Origin of the sequence: Stenotrophomonas sp. GD03958 (assembly GCF_029839005.1) — a bacterium.
Taxonomy (GTDB): Bacteria; Pseudomonadota; Gammaproteobacteria; order Xanthomonadales; family Xanthomonadaceae; genus Stenotrophomonas; species Stenotrophomonas hibiscicola.
The window spans coordinates 22,646-39,247 of record NZ_JAOBZT010000040.1 but is presented as its reverse complement, the minus strand read 5'-3'; the positions used below and the strand labels follow the sequence as shown (position 1 = coordinate 39,247).

Annotated in this window: 11 protein-coding genes, 1 tRNA gene and 1 pseudogene; 3 read left to right on the top strand and 10 right to left on the bottom strand. The window is 66.0% G+C overall.

What is annotated here, in order from left to right; all coding sequences use genetic code 11:
• From N5C25_RS12780 to radA, 3 genes are all read right to left on the bottom strand, one after another.
• Window positions 1–2,301 (bottom strand): hypothetical protein (locus N5C25_RS12780; protein ID WP_279937034.1); only part of this gene is annotated, 2,301 nt, incomplete at its 3' end.
• Window positions 2,302–2,350: 49 nt separating this feature from the next.
• A complete protein-coding gene (locus tag N5C25_RS12775; protein ID WP_279937033.1) occupies window positions 2,351–4,207 on the bottom strand; it encodes an ATP-binding protein in 1,857 nt (618 codons plus the stop codon).
• Window positions 4,208–4,409: 202 nt separating this feature from the next.
• Complete coding sequence (radA, locus tag N5C25_RS12770; protein ID WP_019659272.1) at window positions 4,410–5,786, bottom strand: DNA repair protein RadA; 1,377 nt, start codon at window positions 5,784–5,786, stop codon at window positions 4,410–4,412.
• Window positions 5,787–5,935: 149 nt separating this feature from the next.
• Here radA and N5C25_RS12765 point away from each other — a divergent pair, with 149 nt between their 5' ends.
• Window positions 5,936–7,996 (top strand): bifunctional diguanylate cyclase/phosphodiesterase, encoded by a 2,061-nt coding sequence (locus tag N5C25_RS12765; RefSeq protein ID WP_058979903.1) that lies wholly within the window; start codon window positions 5,936–5,938, stop codon window positions 7,994–7,996.
• A 136-nt stretch (window positions 7,997–8,132) separates the two neighbouring features.
• Here the strand turns inward: N5C25_RS12765 and cyoD are convergent, their stop codons facing one another.
• From cyoD to cyoA, 4 genes are read right to left on the bottom strand one after another with little or no spacing between them, the layout of a single operon-like run.
• Window positions 8,133–8,474, bottom strand: a complete 342-nt coding sequence (gene cyoD / locus N5C25_RS12760; protein WP_279937032.1) for a cytochrome o ubiquinol oxidase subunit IV — start codon at window positions 8,472–8,474, stop codon at window positions 8,133–8,135.
• Window positions 8,474–9,112, bottom strand: a complete 639-nt coding sequence (gene cyoC, locus N5C25_RS12755) for a cytochrome o ubiquinol oxidase subunit III (protein WP_019659274.1) — start codon at window positions 9,110–9,112, stop codon at window positions 8,474–8,476. Before cyoC ends, cyoD begins: the two co-directional genes overlap by 1 nt.
• Window positions 9,109–11,106: a cytochrome o ubiquinol oxidase subunit I gene (gene cyoB / locus N5C25_RS12750; protein WP_058979901.1), complete on the bottom strand. Its 1,998-nt coding sequence runs from the start codon at window positions 11,104–11,106 to the stop codon at window positions 9,109–9,111. The genes cyoC and cyoB overlap by 4 nt, the downstream gene beginning before the upstream one ends.
• A gap of 2 nt (window positions 11,107–11,108) precedes the next feature.
• On the bottom strand, window positions 11,109–12,149 hold the full coding sequence (gene cyoA, locus N5C25_RS12745) for a ubiquinol oxidase subunit II (RefSeq protein WP_014646391.1): 1,041 nt from the start codon (window positions 12,147–12,149) through the stop codon (window positions 11,109–11,111).
• Window positions 12,150–12,465: 316 nt separating this feature from the next.
• Here cyoA and N5C25_RS12740 point away from each other — a divergent pair, with 316 nt between their 5' ends.
• Complete coding sequence (locus tag N5C25_RS12740) at window positions 12,466–13,101, top strand: GyrI-like domain-containing protein (protein WP_279937031.1); 636 nt, start codon at window positions 12,466–12,468, stop codon at window positions 13,099–13,101.
• 13 nt (window positions 13,102–13,114) lie between these two features.
• Entirely contained in the window at window positions 13,115–13,447 is a 333-nt protein-coding gene (locus tag N5C25_RS12735; RefSeq protein WP_058979897.1) for a hypothetical protein, read from the top strand.
• A gap of 66 nt (window positions 13,448–13,513) precedes the next feature.
• Here N5C25_RS12735 and N5C25_RS12730 read toward each other — a convergent pair.
• From N5C25_RS12730 to N5C25_RS12720, 3 genes and pseudogenes are all read right to left on the bottom strand, one after another.
• Window positions 13,514–13,589: transfer RNA gene (locus tag N5C25_RS12730), tRNA-Thr, on the bottom strand.
• A 58-nt stretch (window positions 13,590–13,647) separates the two neighbouring features.
• Entirely contained in the window at window positions 13,648–14,643 is a 996-nt protein-coding gene (locus tag N5C25_RS12725; RefSeq protein WP_058979879.1) for a 2-hydroxyacid dehydrogenase, read from the bottom strand.
• A gap of 100 nt (window positions 14,644–14,743) precedes the next feature.
• Window positions 14,744–16,378, bottom strand: a pseudogene (locus tag N5C25_RS12720) (autotransporter domain-containing protein); the annotation flags it as partial.
• Window positions 16,379–16,602: the final 224 nt, after the last annotated feature.

Genomic DNA, 16,602 nt, shown 5'->3' with positions numbered 1-16,602 from the left:
CCCGTAACGCTCGATCACGTCCAGATGCGGCTGGCGATCCTGGTCACAGGCTTCAGCCAGGCGCAGCCAGCAATGCGGATGCGGCCACGTCGCGGTCTGCTGCTGGAGGAAGCGGTGCAGTGCCAGCGGTGCATGGTCCTGCGGCTGGGCCACCGTGAATAGCAGGCCCGGCAGCGTCCCCTCCTCCACATCGGGGTCGGTGACGGTGTAGTCCGGTCGACTGTGTGACCACACCTTCCAGCCCTGTGCTTCGGCCGCCTCGACGAAGGTGTTCCAGGCCTCTTCGCCCGGGTGCGCGCCATCGATCATCCAGCTGCGGGCGAAGCCGCCGCGCTCCAGCACATGCACCTGCGAGTAGGTCGGGATGAAATGCTCGCGAGCTTCCTCCTCCTCGGGTGCCGGATGCACCAGCGCGGCATCGAACACCACCCAGTCGCCCACCTGCTGGGCGCGGTTGGACGGCGCGTTCTCGACGATGCGCGCGGTCACCGGACCGCTGCGACGGGCGTAGTACTCCATCGGCTCGCCGTTCTCTTCGCTGCGGATGATCACCCAGCCCCATGGCTCCTCGACCACACCTTCCTGGCTGGACAATTCCATGCCAAGCGCCGCCGCCGAGCGGCGCACGGCGTCCCAGTCGCGCGCCGCGCTGGCTGCGCTCATGTGGTCCCAATGCGCGGCATTGGGCTCCTCCAGCAGCTCCACCAGCTGTGCATAGCACGCCTGCGCTTCGCTGAAGCGACCGGTGTCCATGTACATGCGCGCCAGCGTGCCGCGCGCGCCGTGCGAGCCCGGAGACAGTTCCAGCAGCGATCGGGCCGCCTGCTCCAGCGCCGGCCAGTCGGACACGCGGCGTGCGCGCTGCACCTCGCACCAGTGCGCGAACACCGGCACGCTGCTGCGGTAGACCTCGGCCAACTGGCGCAGGCCGTCGTCGTCCCCCTGCTCGGCCAGCCAGCGCATCAGCGTGTAGGCCGCGGGGCCATCGTTCTGCGCATGGCTGCGTACGAACCGCCACAGCAGCGCTCGCGCTTCGGCCTGCGCGCCGCAGGCGTTCAGCGCCGAGGCCGCCATCTCGGCCAGCGCCTCGTCATCGGGCAGCTCGGCATGCGCCTGCAGCAACCACTGCGCCTCGCGCTCGGGGTCGCGCGCCTGGTTCTGTTCGCCCTGCGCGTCCAGCCATGCCAGCAGCTCGCCGGCCGGCACCGGCAGCGGCGCGACGTCCGGCAATGCCTCGATGCGCGCGGCCAGGCCGGCCACCAGGGCCGCGGCACCACGGTCCTGGCGCAGCTGCGCCAGATGGGTGCGGGCCAGTTCCAACTGGCGCAGCGCGACCCAGCGCGCACCGCGCTGCAGCGCCAGCTCCAGGCTCAACGCTGCCACTTCGATCAGCAGGCGATGCGATCCGACGCGCGCGAAGTGTTCGATGATCGTATTGAAGCGCGTACCCAGATCCCAGGTATTGCGTGCCGGGTCACGCTGGCACAGCGCGGCGGCGGTGTTCGCCCACAACCGCCAGTAGTTCGGGGTCAGCTCGCTCCACGGCACCAGCTGCTGCAGCGCCTCTTCGTCGCGGCCCAGCTGGGCCAGCGCCCAGGTCTTGGACAGGCGACGCGGCACCGTGCAGTTGGCCGGCTCGTACTCCCCGGAGGCGGCCACTTCGGCCTCGCGCTTCTCGATCAGCGCCAGTGCCTCGTCTGCGCGGCCAACAGCGAGCAGGATCTTGATCTGCATCTCCGGGAAGCTGTCGAACACTTCCTTGCCACAGGCCTCCACGGCATCGGCCTGCACCTGCAGGTAATCCAGTGCCGCCTGGCCACGGCCATCATCAAGCAGCGCATCGGCCTTCTCGCAGCTCAGGCACTGGAAACAGGCCCAGCTCGGGTCGATGCGACCCAGTGTTTCATCGCAGACCTCGATGCGCTCGGGCACCCAGCCCGGGCCATCGATGTTGCCGTAGCAGGCCGCCAGGTCCTGGGTCACGCAGATCGACTGCGGGCACTCCAGCGTGTCCTCGCGATGTGCCCGTTCAAACAGCGCTACGGCTTCGCCGAGTGCGCTCTCGCCTTCCACGCGGTTGCCGACGCGGTTGCGCAGGGCCCAGTGGCCGACATAGACGTCGACCCACGGGTTGTCCAGCGCCTTGCCCAGCGCACGCGCCTCGGGCAGCAGCGCATCGACGCGGTCGATCTGCAGTTCACTGACCTCGTCGGCGAGACGGTTCAGCAGGTGCGCGTTCTGCGCCTGGCCGGCCTGGCGCAGGTCACCCTGCAGTTTTTCGACCCAGTTCCAGATGTCCATGGGGATGAATGCTCCTGTCTAGCGAAGGCTGGATGAGAAGGTGCGGTGCTCAGCGCAGCATCTGCTGCAGGGCACCGGCGATATCGGTGAAGGCGCCGTTGAGATCCGGGCCGGGCGTAGCGTTCGTGCGTGCCAGCGGGCGGCCCTGCGCGGCGACGATGATTTTCAGCGAGCGCAGCAGGCGCGCCGCAGCCTCGGCCTGTGGGTGGCCCTCGCGCTGGGCGCGCAGCAGTGCCTGCACCGCCGGGTTGTCGAGATTGAGATACAGCCGCGACGGTGCGCGCGATTCGATGCGCGCGGTGAACTGGCGCGCCAGGCGCAGCGCGGCCATCGAGACGCGCTTGTCGTTCTCGTCGTCTTCCAGCCGCTGCTTCAGCTCGGCCTCGCGGTCGGGCACCACCACCACCGGCAGCGCCTCCGGGCTGAAGCGTGCCGGCAGCAACTGTTCGCCGTCACCCAGTTGTTCGCGCAGCCAGGCCAGCTGCGCCTCGTCGAGGCTGTCATCACTGCGGAACAGCGCACGGTTGCCCTGCTCGGTACCCAGCTCGACCAGGCGCAGGCCCTTGGCCTGTGCCCAGCGTCGCAGGAACGGCACCACCGCGTAGCGATGGCCATGCGCGACCGGCACGCCCATCGCGCGGAACAGCATCTCTTCAAAGCCACCGCCGTTGTCGAGGATGACATGCACGGCACCGCGCGCCGGCAACGCGCTGGCCGGCAGATCGCCCTGCGAGGTCGGCACCCGCACATGCTCCATCAGCAGTTCGAACAGGCGCTCATCGCACAGTGCCGCACCCAGCAGGGCCTCGTTGTGGCGGGTCAGCACGCGCCGCCAGGCTTCCGGCTGCTGTTTCGCGACGTCGGCCAGGCCGTCGATCAGCGCCTCCAGCAGTGCATGCTGCACCGCGCGGTACTGGTCATCGCGCTGCAGGTCTTCGCGGCTGGCGGTGGGCGTCAACCGCGAGGATTCGATCACCCCGCCGATGAAACCGGCCCACGGCGGCAGCAGGTCGCGCGCGTCGTCATCCAGCAGCATGCCGCGCACGAACACCGACAGGTTGCGGTTGTCGCTGGTGCCATAGGTGGCGCCGTCCTGCACCCACAGCAGGCCGGTGGCATCGCTGTTGCCATCGGCACGCAACGGCACGGTGACGATCGGCGCGAAATCATGCTCGAACCGCGCGGCGAACTGCAGCGCCTGGCGGCGGGCCTGCACCGGATGCACGGCAACATCCCCCTGATCGCGCCACGGTGGCGGCTCGGGATTGATCGCCTCGGTCGCAGCGCCAATGAAGATCGGCTCGGACAGCAGCGCGCAGTAGCGGCCCAGCACCTCGTGCAGGCGCGCCTCGTTGGCCAGCGGCAGGAAATCAGGATGCAGCTCCAGCTCCACCTCGGTGCCGACCGCACGTGCCGGTACTTCGCTTACCGTGTACTGCTCGGCATTGCTGGACACGTATAGATGGCCCAGGTCCGGGGTCTGGTACGAGGTGGTGCGCACGCTGACCCGGCGCGCCAGCACGAAGGCCGACAGGAACCCGAGGCCGAACATGCCGATCAGGCCCTCATCGTCCTCGCCGCCCTGGCGCAGGCCACGGGTATAGCCGACGCCGACGGTGGCCAGGTAATCGTGGATCTCCTGGCGGGTCAGGCCGGCACCGGTATCGGAGATGCGCAGCACGCCGGCACCGGCATCGACCTGCACCGAGATGCGCGACGGCACTGCGACGCCGGGCTGTTCGATGCGGCGGCGGATGATCGAGTCGTGCGCGTTCTGCACCAGTTCGCGCAGCGCCACCACCGGGGTGGAATACAGGTGCTTGCCCAGCACCGTCATCAGTCCATTGAGATCGACCCCGGCGCGACGGATCTCGGCGTTGGGGGCGGTGAGCGCGGTGTCCTGCATGTAATCGTTTACTCCTGGGCACGGAAAGACGCCAGAGGGCGTCTTCGTCGAGCGGGAAAAACTAGCACAGTGAAGCTGACCGTTACTGCATTGGACACTTGTAGAGCCGAGCCCATGCTCGGCTGCTGTTCGACCACCAGTCGAGCATGGCTCGACTCCACAGAAAGCAGCCGAGCGTGGGCTCGGCTCTACAGGGCTGGCATCATGCCGCGTCGATAGCCTCGGACAGCCGCTCCACCGCGATCACTTCCATGCCTTTCACCGAGCCGCCCTTGGGCGCGTTGGCCTTGGGCACGATGGCGCGCTTGAAACCATGGGTGGCCGCCTCGCGCAGGCGGTCCTCGCCATTGGGCACCGGGCGGATCTCGCCGGACAGGCCAACCTCGCCAAAGGCAATCGTCTTTTCCGCCAGCGGCCGATCCTGCAGCGAGGACAGCACCGCCAGCAGCACCGGCAGGTCGGCGGCGGTCTCCTGCACGCGGATGCCGCCGACCACGTTGACGAACACGTCCTGGTCGCCGACCAGCACGCCGCCGTGCCGATGCAGCACCGCCAGCAGCATCGCCAGGCGGTTCTGCTCCAGGCCGACCGCGACACGGCGCGGGTTCGACAGCGGCGATGCATCGACCAGCGCCTGCACCTCCACCAGCAGGGGCCTCGTGCCCTCGCGGGTGACCATCACGCAGCTGCCCGGCTGATGGGTACTGCCGCCGGACAGGAAGATGGCCGATGGATTGGAGACTTCCTTCAGGCCCTTGTCCCCCATCGCGAACACGCCCAGTTCGTTCACCGCACCAAACCGGTTCTTGAAGGCGCGCAACAGGCGGAAGCGGCTGCCGCTCTCGCCTTCGAAGTACAGCACCGCATCAACCATGTGCTCCAGCACGCGCGGGCCGGCGATGCCGCCCTCCTTGGTGACGTGGCCGACCAGGAACACCGCAGTGCCGGTTTCCTTGGCAAAGCGCACCAGCCGTGCCGCGCTCTCGCGCACCTGGCTTACGGAGCCGGGCGCCGCGGTCAGCGTTTCGGTCCACAGGGTCTGCACCGAGTCGGCCACGATCAGCCGCGGGCCGGCCTTGGCCGCGTGCTGCAGGATCGACTCGACGCCGGTCTCGGCCAGCGCATTGACGCCGTCCAGCGGCAGCTCCAGGCGATGCGCACGGCCAGCCACCTGGGCCAGCGACTCCTCGCCGGTGACGTACAGCACTGGCAGTTCAGCGGCCATCTTCGCCACCGCCTGCAGCAGTAGCGTCGACTTGCCGATGCCCGGGTCGCCGCCCACCAGCACCACCGCGCCTTCGACCAGGCCGCCGCCCAGCACGCGGTCGAACTCGCCGATGCCGGTGGAGACCCGGCGATGCTCGGTCTGCTCCACGTCTTTCAGCGCGGTGATCTTCGGCGGGTCGATCTTCCCGGCCCAGCCGGCCCGCCGCGAGGCCGGCGCCTTGGCCGCCGCCGCGCTCTCCAGCACGATCTCCGACAACGAGTTCCAGGCGTTGCACTCGGTGCACTGCCCCTGCCACTTGCTGAATTCGGCGCCGCATTCATTGCAGACGTAGGCGGTGCGGGCTTTTGCCATCGGATGATTTCCAGCAATGGGAACAGGCGTGGCAGGATAGCCGAGCCAGGTCGCAGCTGCTGCGACCGCTCAAGTCCCGTCCACCCGCGCCGATAGCTGTCGCGGGCGTGCGCCTTGCGGGCGCCCCTCCCTCTCCCTCTGGATTCAACATGACTGGCAGTTACAGTCAGAGCCTGGTCGCCATCTCCCTGCTGGTGGCCATTCTTGCTTCGTACACGGCGCTGGACATGGCCGGCCGCCTGGCCACGGCCGAGGGTCGCGTGGCCCGCTGGTGGCTGGCCGGGGGGGCGGCGGCCATGGGCCTGGGCATCTGGTCGATGCACTTCATCGGCATGCTCGCCTTCGACCTGCCGATTCCGGTGGGTTACGACCTTGGCATCACCCTGTACTCGCTGGCGGTCTCGATCGGCGCCTCGGCCTATGCGCTGTGGCTGGTGTCGCGGCCCAGCCTGCCCTGGCGCCGGCTGCTGGCCGGGGCCGTGCTGATGGGCCTGGGCATCGCCACCATGCACTACCTGGGCATGGCGGCGATGCGCATGCAGCCGGGCATCGACTATCACCCGGGCTGGTTCGCCGCCTCCATTGCGGTGGCCATCGGCGCTGCGGGTGCGGCGTTGTGGATCGCCTTCCGGCTACGTGCCGAACAGCGCAACACCACGCGCCTGCGCCTGCTTGCCTCACTGGTGATGGGCCTGGCCATCGTCGGCATGCATTACACCGGCATGGCCGCAGCGCGCTTCCCGGAGGGCAGCATCTGTGGCGCGGTGGGAAGCGGCGGCATCGACACGCGCTGGCTGGCGGTGCTGGTGATCGTCACCACCGTGGCCACACTGGGTATAGCCCTGGTCGCCTCGCTGTTCGACCGGCAGATGCGCGTGCGCACCGGGCTGCTGGCCGATTCACTGGCACACGCCAACGACAAGCTGATCCAGGCCGCCCTGCACGACCCGCTGACCCAGCTGCCCAACCGCATGCTGCTGCAGGACCGCATCGAGCAGGCCATCGAGAAGGCGCGGCGGCGCAACCAGGCGGTGGCAGTGATGTTCTGCGACCTGGACGGCTTCAAGGCGGTCAATGATGCGTACGGACACCAGCTGGGAGATCGCCTGCTGGTGGCGGTGGCGCAGCGTATCGGCGGCCTGCTGCGGCCACAGGACACCTTCGCCCGCCTCGGCGGCGACGAGTTCGTGATCGTGCTGGCCATCGATGTTCCCGACGATGCAGTGGTGGTCGCCGAGCGGATCATCGCGGCGGCGGGCGAACCATTCCTGCTGGATGCAGCCGAGCTGCAGGTCAGCGCCAGCCTGGGCATCGCCCTGTACCCGGACGACGCCAGCAATGAGCGCGAACTGATGGCGCACGCCGATGCGGCGATGTACCACACCAAGGAAACCGGGCGGAACGGCTATACCTTCTTCACTCCCTCGATGCAGCTCAGTGCCAATCGCCAGCTGCGCCTGCTGCAGGACCTGCGCAAGGCCATCGCCCGCAACGAACTGATCCTGCATTACCAGCCCAAATTCCCGGCCGCGGGCGCACCGGCCACCGGCGCCGAAGCGCTGCTGCGCTGGCAGCACCCGGAGCTGGGCCTGCTGGCACCGGACGTGTTCATTCCGATCGCCGAACGCAGCGGCCTGATCCTGCCGATCGGTGACTGGGTACTGGACCAGGCCTGCGCGCAGCTGCGGGCATGGCATGACGCCGGCCACGCAGACTGGTCGATGGCGGTGAACCTGTCGCCGCTGCAGTTCGCCTCGCCGGCGCTTCTGGACAGCGTGCGCGAAGTACTGCAGCGGCATCGGATCGAACCGGCCCGGCTGACCCTGGAGATCACCGAGACCACCGCGATGAAGGACGTCGATGCCAGCCTGGCCATCCTCAACGACCTGACCACGATGGGCGTGCACATCGCCATCGACGACTTCGGCACCGGCTATTCCAGCCTGCTGTACCTCAAGCGCATGCCGGCCACCGAACTGAAGATCGACCGCGCGTTCGTTCGTGATCTGGAATGCAACGACGAAGATGCCGCCATCGTGTCGTCGATCATTGCGCTGGGCCGCACCCTGCAGTTGCAGGTGGTGGCCGAAGGCGTGGAAACGCAGGCGCAGCGCGAGTACCTGAGCGAGCTGGGCTGCGACCAGCTGCAGGGCTACCACCTGGGCCGGCCGATGGAGGCAGAGGAGTTTCTGCGCCGGGTGGCGGGGTAAAGCCGGCCGCTGGCCGGCTTCCCGCGATTGCCGGTCAGCGGCCGGCACTACCACCGCGCGTGGCATTCCCGGTGGGCGCGACAAACAGAAAGGCCGCCCGAGGGCGGCCTTTCTGCGTGGCAACGTCGCGAGGACGTCAGTGCATCATGTGCACGTTCATGTTGTGCATGACCCACAGGGTGCCCATCACGATGATGCCGATCACCACGACGGTGAAGGCCGCAGCGTTGACGTTCCAGCGGCTTTCCGAAGAGCGGTCCAGGTGCAGGAAGAACACCAGGTGGACCAGCATCTGCAGCACCGCGGTGACCGCGATCACCACACCATTGACGGTGCGCGAGAAATCGCCCGACATCACCATCCAGAACGGGATGACGGTCAGCACCACCGCCAGCACGAAGCCGATCAGGTACGACTTCACGCTGCCGTGGCTTTCGCCGCCGGTGCCGTGGTCGTGTGCATGGTTGTCATGTGCCATTACAGCGCTCCATTGAGGTAGACGACGGAGAACACGCCGATCCAGATCAGGTCCAGGAAGTGCCAGAACAGGCTCAGGCACGCCATGCGGGTCTTGTTGGTCGCGGTCAGGCCGTACTTTTTCAGCTGCACGAACATCACCAGCAGCCACAGCAGGCCCGCGCTGACGTGCAGGCCGTGGGTACCGACCAGGGCGAAGAACGCCGACAGGAAGGCACTGCGGTCCGGACCGTAGCCCTGATGGATCAGATGCTGGAACTCCCACACTTCCATGCACATGAAGCCGAAGCCCAGCAGCCAGGTGATGCCCAGCCACAGGTACATCTGGCCCATCTGCTTGCGGTGCATGGCAATCATGCCCAGGCCGAAGGTCAGCGACGAGGTCAGCAGCAGCGCGGTTTCCCACGCCACGAACGGCAGCTCGAACAGGTCCTTCGCGGTGGGGCCACCATCGGTACCGCCTGCCAGCACCACGTAGGTGGCGAACAGCGAGGCGAAGATGAGGCAGTCGCTCATCAGGTACACCCAGAAACCGAAGACGGTGTTGCCGCCGGTGTCGTGGTGCTCGTGGTCGTCATGGCCATGGGCCGCCGCGTGTGCGGCGTGCCCGTGGCTCAGGGTCGAGGTATTGGTGCTCATGCCTTCAGCTCCGACTTCACCAGGCCCTGGGCTTCCAGGTGCTTGCGGTGTGCGTTCTCGATGCGTTCCACCTCGGCGGCCGGGACCCAGTAGTCCACGTCCTGGTCGAAGGTGCGGTAGATGAACGTGGCGATCATGCCGACGAAGCCGACGATGGCCAGCCACCAGATGTGCCAGATCATCGCGAAGCCGAACACCAGGCTGAAGGCACCGATGACAACGCCCGTGCCGGTGTTGCGCGGCATGTGGATGTCGGTGTACTTGGCCGGCTTCGGCCAGGCTTCACCACGCTGCTTGCGTTCCCAGAAATCGTCCAGCTCGGTGACGTCCGGCAGGGTCGCGAAGTTGTAGAAGGCCGGCGGCGAGGAGGTTTCCCACTCCAGCGTACGGGCATCCCACGGGTCGCCGGTCAGGTCGACGGTCTTCTTGCGGTCGCGGATCGACACGGCCACCTGGATGATCTGGCACAGGATGCCGGCACCCACAATGAAGGCACCTGCGGCGGCGATCAGCAGCAGCGGCTCGTAGGCCGGGTTGACGGTGCTCTGCAGGCGACGGGTCATGCCCATGAAGCCCAGCACGTACATCGGCATGAAGGTCACGTAGAAGCCGATGAACCAGCACCAGAACGCGCACTTGCCCCAGAACTCGTTGAGGCGGAAGCCGAACATCTTCGGCCACCAGTAAGTGATGCCGGCGAACATGCCGAACACCACGCCGCCGATGATGACGTTGTGGAAGTGGGCGATCAGGAACAGGCTGTTGTGCAGCACGAAGTCGATGGCCGGGATCGCCAGCATCACGCCGGTCATGCCGCCGATGACGAAGGTGACCATGAAGCCGATCGTCCACAGCACCGGGGTGGTGAAGTGCACGCGACCGCGGAACATGGTGAACAGCCAGTTGAAGATCTTCACGCCGGTGGGGATCGAGATGATCATCGTCGTGATGCCGAAGAAGGCATTGACGTTGGCACCCGAGCCCATGGTGAAGAAGTGGTGCAGCCACACGATGAACGACAGCACGCCGATGCAGGCGGTGGCGTAGACCATGCCCTTGTAGCCGAACAGCGCCTTGCGCGAGAAGGTCGCGATGACTTCGGAGAACACACCGAACGCCGGCAGGACCAGGATGTACACCTCCGGGTGACCCCAGATCCAGATCAGGTTGATGTACAGCATGGCGTTGCCGCCACCGTCATTGGTGAAGAAGTGCGTACCCAGGTAACGGTCCAGGGTCAGCAGCACCAGGGTGATGGTCAGCACCGGGAAGGCAGCGACGATCAGCACGTTGGTCACCAGGGCAGTCCAGGTGAACACCGGCATCTGCATCAGCTTCATGCTGGGGGTACGCATCTTCAGGATGGTGATGAAGAAGTTGATACCACTCAGCGTGGTACCCAAACCCGCCACCTGCAGGCCCCAGATGTAGTAGTCCATGCCGACGCTTGGACTGTATTCGATACCCGACAACGGCGGGAACGCCAGCCAGCCGGTGGCGGCGAACTCACCGATCCACAGCGACAGCATGATCAGCACCGCGCCCGCCACGAACAGCCAGAAGCTGAGCGAGTTGACGAACGGGAACGCAACGTCACGCGCACCGATCTGCAGCGGCACGGCCAGGTTCATCAGGCCGGTGATCAGCGGCATCGCCACGAAGAAGATCATGATCACGCCGTGGGCGGTGAAGATCTGGTCGTAGTGGTGCGGCGGCAGGTAGCCCTCGGACCCGCCGACGGCGAGCGCCTGCTGGGTGCGCATCATGATGGCGTCGGAGAAGCCGCGCAGCAGCATGACGAAGGCGACGATGAGGTACATCACGCCGATCTTCTTGTGGTCCACCGAGGTGAACCACTCCTTCCACAGATAGCCCCACAGCTTGAACTTGGTGATCAGGGCGACGACGCCCAGGCCACCCAGCACCGCGCCGACCAGGGTGGTCAGCACGATCGGATCGTGGGGGATCGACTCAAGAGAGAGTTTTCCCAACATGTTCATTCTCCCGAACCCGCGTGGCCGGCATGGCCTGCGTGTTCGTGTTCGTTGGCATCCAGGTTTTCACCCGATTCCTTGGAATCATGCGCATCACTGGGGGCGTGGCCCTCGTGCGCTTCATGGGTGGCGGCGTCGGCAGCGGCGGCACCGGCATGCGAGTGCTTCATGCCGTAATGCTTGTTGTCGCCCATGTGCTTGGCGATGACCCAGTCGAACAGGCCTTCTTCGGTCTTGCCGAAGTAGGTGACCGGATACCACTCGGCGTTGCGTGCTTCGCCCAGGGCCTTGAACGAGGCCTTGTCCAGGGTCTGCTCGCCGGCGCGGACCTGGTCCAGCCACTGGCGGTATTCGGCATCGGTGACCGAGTAGGCGGTGAAGTGCATCTTGGCGAAGCCCGCGCCGCTGTAGTGGGAAGACATGCCCGGGAATTCACCGGTCTCGTTGGCGATCAGGTGGAGCTTGGTCTCCATCGCAGCCATCGAGTAGATCATGCTGCCCAGGTGCGGGATGAAGAACGCATTCATCACCGAATCGGACGTGATCTTGAAGTTCAGTGGCGTGTTGACCGGGAACTTGATTTCGTTGACGACCGCCACCTTCTCTTCCGGATAGATGAACAGCCACTTCCAGTCCAGCGAGATCGCCTCGATGGTGACCGGCTTGACGTCCGAATCCAGCGGACGGTACGGATCCAGTGCGTGCGACGAGCGCCAGGTCAGGACCGCCAGCACCAGCACGATCATGCACGGGATCGACCACACCACCACTTCGATCGCCGTCGAGTGGGACCACTTCGGCTCGTAACGGGCCTTGGTGTTGGAGGCGCGATACTTCCACGCGAAGGTCAGGGTCATGATGATGACCGGGATGACGACCAGCAGCATGAGCACGGTGGCCGTGATCAGCAGGGTCTTCTCATCCTGGCCGATCTGGCCCTTCGGACTGAGGATGGCCACGGCATCGCAGCCGGTGAGCATCACCAGCAACGACAGCAGCAGGCCCGGGCGCAACCAGCGCCCAAGGGTTTTCAACGGAATCATCGGTCGATCCAATTGCGAGGGAATGCCGTTCCCCGTCCCTGCCTGTTCCGGCCAAAGCCGGTCCCACCGGTCCGGAAGACAGGCAGGCAGGTGGGGTCGAGTCAGCCTTTCAATTTTAGGCCGTCACCCATCATTTAAGAAAGGCATTGACATTGATCGAGCGCAGGAAAGGCCCGATTCTGGCTGCGACACGTTGTCGCACCGCGCACGCACGATGGCATCGGCCGGTGATCCGCCGCGCTCGGCAAAGTCGCCTGAACAGATTCAGGTGCGCGGACAGACAGGAACATGGGATGCTCCAGGCAGGAGGGACGCCATGGACAAGATCGACTTCAAGAAGCGCGACCGGGCGCTGTACCAGCCCCCGGCAGGCCGGTTCGTCCAAGTGGAGGTGCCGCCGTTGCATTACCTGATGATCGACGGCCGCGGCGACCCGAATAGCGCCCCGGCTTACCTGCAGTCGGTGCAGTGGCTGTATGCAGTGAGCTATGCACTGAAGTTCGCGCTGAAGGCCGAGGGCCGGGACTACGTAGTGCCGCCGCTGGAAGCGCTTTGGACCGCCGACGACCCGGCGAGCTTTGTGGCACGCCGCAAGGACGAGTGGTCGTGGACGGTGATGATCCGTACGCCGGATGGGATCAGCCCAGGGCAACTGGAGACCGCCATTGCCAAGGCGACGAAGAAGCTGGGCGAGACACCGGCTGGCCTTCGTCATAGGGTGCTTGAGGAAGGCCTCTGCATGCAGACCCTGCATGTAGGCGCCTACGATGACGAAGGACCGATCCTGGCTCGTCTGCACGACGAGCTGATGCCTTCGCTGGGCTACACCTTTGCCGGCCCGCACCATGAGATCTACCTGAGTGATCCGCGAAAGACCGACGCGGCGAGATTGAAGACCGTGCTGCGGCAACCGGTGCGGGCGGTTGGGCCTGACGAGGGTTCTCGCGCATGACCCGAGGAACGTCATGCGCATGATCGAACGACTGCTGCGCTGGACCACCCTGCCCGCCGGGCGCCGGCTGATGGCCGTGCTTGGGGCTACGCTGGTGATCGTGCTGGCCTGCAATCCGGATCTGCTGCCGTTGTTGCCGCTGGTGGATGCGTCGGGACTGGACGTACTGATGCTGTTGCTGGGTGCGCAGGTGGTCGCGGTGCTGCCATGGGTACGCGAGCGGGCCAGCCGCGGGACCAGAGTGCTCGCACGCCTGCTGATCGGCGCATTGGCGGGAGCAGCGGGTGGTTATCTCCGGCAGCTGGCGTGGTGGCTGGCGAAGGATGCGGGGATGGCGCGGCGTTGATGGCGTCGCGCCGCCAATCGGCCAAACAAAAAGCCCCGGCCAAAGGCCGGGGCTTTTCATTGCAACTGGTGCCGGAAACAGGAGTCGAACCTGCGACCTACGCATTACGAATGCGCCGCTCTACCAACTGAGCTATTCCGGCGGAGCCCGCGATTTTACGGGCTGGGCGCCCCGGCGGTCAATCCACCCGGCTCAGCCCGCTACACCCGGTTCGCACACACCCGCCCCTCGGCAAAGTCCCGCAGGTTCCTCAGCGTGATCGCCGAGATCTCCTGCAGCGCCTCCACGGTGAAGAAGCCCTGGTGGCCGGTCACCAGCACGTTGGGGAAGGTCATCAGGCGCTGGAAGGCCTCGTCGTCGATGATCTCGCCGGAAAGGTCCTGGAAGAACAGCGCGCTTTCCTGCTCGTAGACGTCGATGGCCAGGTGGCCGAGCCGCCGCGACTTCAGCGCGCGGATCACCGCATGGGTATCGACCAGTGCCCCACGCGAGGTGTTGACCAGCATCGCGCCTGGCTTCATCCGCGCCAGCGACGCGTCGTTGATCAGGTGCTGGGTCTCGGGCGTCAGCGGGCAATGCAGCGACACGATGTCGGCGCGCGCCAGCAGTTCGTCCACCCCCACCATGTCGCCCACCGCGGCAAAGGCCGGCGACGGATACGGGTCATGCCCCAGTACCGTGCAACCCATGCCCTTGAAGATGCGCGCAGTGGCCAGGCCGATCTTGCCGGTACCCACAATGCCGACGGTGCGGCCATGCAGGGTTCGCCCGAGCAGGCCATCGAGCATGAAGTTGCCCTCGCGCACGCGGTTGTAGGCGCGATGGGTCTGCCGGTTGAGGGTCATCACCAGCGCCAATGCATGCTCGGCCACGGCTTCGGGCGAATAGGCCGGCACCCGCGCCACGAACAGGTCCAGCGCTTTCGCGGTGGCCAGATCCACGTTGTTGAAACCTGCGCATCGCAGCAGCACGGCCCGCACCCCCACCGCATGCAGGGTGTGCAGCACCGGCGCATCCAGGCGGTCGTTGACGAACACGCATACGGCTGCGCAATCCTGCGCCAGCGCCGCCGTGTGCACGTCCAGCGCCACATCGAAGTACACGAACGCAAATCCGTCCCCAGCCGCATCGCGCTGGTTCGCCTCACCAAGGAAGCGGCGGTCGTAGGGACGGGCACTGAAGACGGCGATCTGCATGGATGGGCCTGGGTGGAATGCCATACCGACCATACCGCAGCAGCGCCCGCGTTGGGATGGCACCGGCGATGCCGTCATCGCCGGTGCCGGGTGCCACTTGGAACCTGTAGCCCAGGCCCAGCATCACGCCGCTCTGGATCTGCCCGTCGCGGCGCTCGCCCACATAGTCGGCGGCCATGATCGACAACCGTTCGCTGGCGCGGCTGGTCACGCCCGGGTTCCAGGCCAGCACCTGCTCGCCCACCGCCTGGCTGCTGGCGCCGAACACCACGTCCGGTGCTGCAGCAAAACCGGTGCTGTAACGGACCTGCGAATCACCCGGCTCCTTCTGCCAGACCACCCGGGCGCGCGGGGTGATGCGCTCGCCGTTGTTGCCTTCGAACGTCTTGAACAGCTGCAGGCCCGCACCCACGCGGATGCTCTCCAGGCTGCCGCTGCGACCGATCAGTGCTCCGGCGCCCTCCCCTTCATTGAAGCGCGTGGCCGAAGTGCGCGCGTAATCCACCACCGGCAGCAACGGCTGGATCACCAGGCCCTTGCCGGTGGTGAACGAGAACGCATGTTCAACACGTGCGGAGATCGCATCGTTGCTGTACTTCGCGCGCAGGGGCTGCTGCAGGCCATCGATACCGCCGATGCTGCGACGGGTCTCATGCCGCAGATCGGTGTAGCGCACGGCCGCCGACAGATAGCCGCGCGCGTACGTCGCATCGAGGTAGCCGCCCACGTCCAGCGCGCGCACATCTCCGGTGAAACCAGAGCCATCGCTGGCCATGGCGTTGTCGAGCGTGGAGACATCCAGATCAGCCAGCCGCAGCTTGGACAGCAACAGGCCCTGGATGTCCGGGTCACTGAGGTAACCCTGCACCGAGAGCGCACCGATGCCCTGCGGGTCGTGGCTGGATGCGGTGTAGATGCTCTGTGCGACATTGATGTAGGCGGATCGCCAGTCGGTATTCCAGCGTGTGAAGTCGTCGTCGACGAATGCCTGCAGCTGGCGTCCGGTGCGCAGGTAGCCGGGATTGATGTCACCGGTCACGTTGGCGGTGACGTTCAGGGTGTCGCCCGGATCGCGGTACCCGTTCGCGGTGATGATCCTGTTGCTGTAGATGTCCTGGCCGGGGAACGACTACAGCTTGCTGCCACTGCCATCGGGGTCGAAGGTGACCGAGGGACCGGTGCCGCGTGCCGGATCGCGCAACACCAGCAGGTCGTTCGGCTTCACCACTTCATACATGACCTTGTGCAGCAGCCCGGCATCCATGCCACCACCGTAGTTGCCACTATAGATCTGGGTCATGCGCGGCGACGGCGTGTAGATCACCTTGCCGCCGCTGCTGGCTGCGTGCATCTGCACCGAGTCGATGAGCGGCAGATCGCCGGCCAGATAGCGCTCGACGCCGCCGGACTGCATGATCGAGCAGGACGAGATGCAATTGCCGGACACGATGGTGTTCAGCCCGGAGGTGCGGATGATGCCCTGCAGCCACTCCCCGGCGATCAACGCGCCACCATTGGACGTACGCAGCACCACCTCACGGACCGGCCGGCCTTCGGCCTGTGCCTTGGCCAGCAATGCCGGCAGGGACACCGCGTCGGCGTAGGTCACATCTCCACTCAGGAAGATGCGATCGCCCTGCACGTGATAATTGGTTGCCATGACGTCATCCACCACGGCTATGGCGGCAACGCCCATCAGCCCGGCCAGGGCCAGGCTCAACGTCGAGTACTTCATGTGTTCTCTCTCCACCCGCAACACGCGGATGGAGCGATCAACGCCGCAGCGGGATGATCTCCCCCAGTGGAACGGATCCTGGAAAATGAATACATTCACAATGGCAATTCGATCGATGCACACTCTTCCCCATCCGGTCATCGTCGCGTAAAACTCGACGACGCATTCGCCACCCACCGTCGAGGCCAGCCCTGTCCACCCCGTCTCCCCTGCTCCATCGCGCG

Bases quoted from the DNA above. Each gene is read 5' to 3' on its own strand.
- cyoA (WP_014646391.1), bottom strand. From the start codon at position 12,149: ATGATTCCGTTGAAAACCCTTGGGCGCTGGTTGCGCCCGGGCCTGCTG.
- N5C25_RS12725 (WP_058979879.1), bottom strand. From the start codon at position 14,643: ATGCAGATCGCCGTCTTCAGTGCCCGTCCCTACGACCGCCGCTTCCTT.
- cyoB (WP_058979901.1), bottom strand. From the start codon at position 11,106: ATGTTGGGAAAACTCTCTCTTGAGTCGATCCCCCACGATCCGATCGTG.
- cyoD (WP_279937032.1), bottom strand. From the start codon at position 8,474: ATGGCACATGACAACCATGCACACGACCACGGCACCGGCGGCGAAAGC.
- cyoC (WP_019659274.1), bottom strand. From the start codon at position 9,112: ATGAGCACCAATACCTCGACCCTGAGCCACGGGCACGCCGCACACGCG.
- N5C25_RS12735 (WP_058979897.1), top strand. From the start codon at position 13,115: ATGCGCATGATCGAACGACTGCTGCGCTGGACCACCCTGCCCGCCGGG.
- N5C25_RS12740 (WP_279937031.1), top strand. From the start codon at position 12,466: ATGGACAAGATCGACTTCAAGAAGCGCGACCGGGCGCTGTACCAGCCC.
- radA (WP_019659272.1), bottom strand. From the start codon at position 5,786: ATGGCAAAAGCCCGCACCGCCTACGTCTGCAATGAATGCGGCGCCGAA.
- N5C25_RS12775 (WP_279937033.1), bottom strand. From the start codon at position 4,207: ATGCAGGACACCGCGCTCACCGCCCCCAACGCCGAGATCCGTCGCGCC.
- N5C25_RS12765 (WP_058979903.1), top strand. From the start codon at position 5,936: ATGACTGGCAGTTACAGTCAGAGCCTGGTCGCCATCTCCCTGCTGGTG.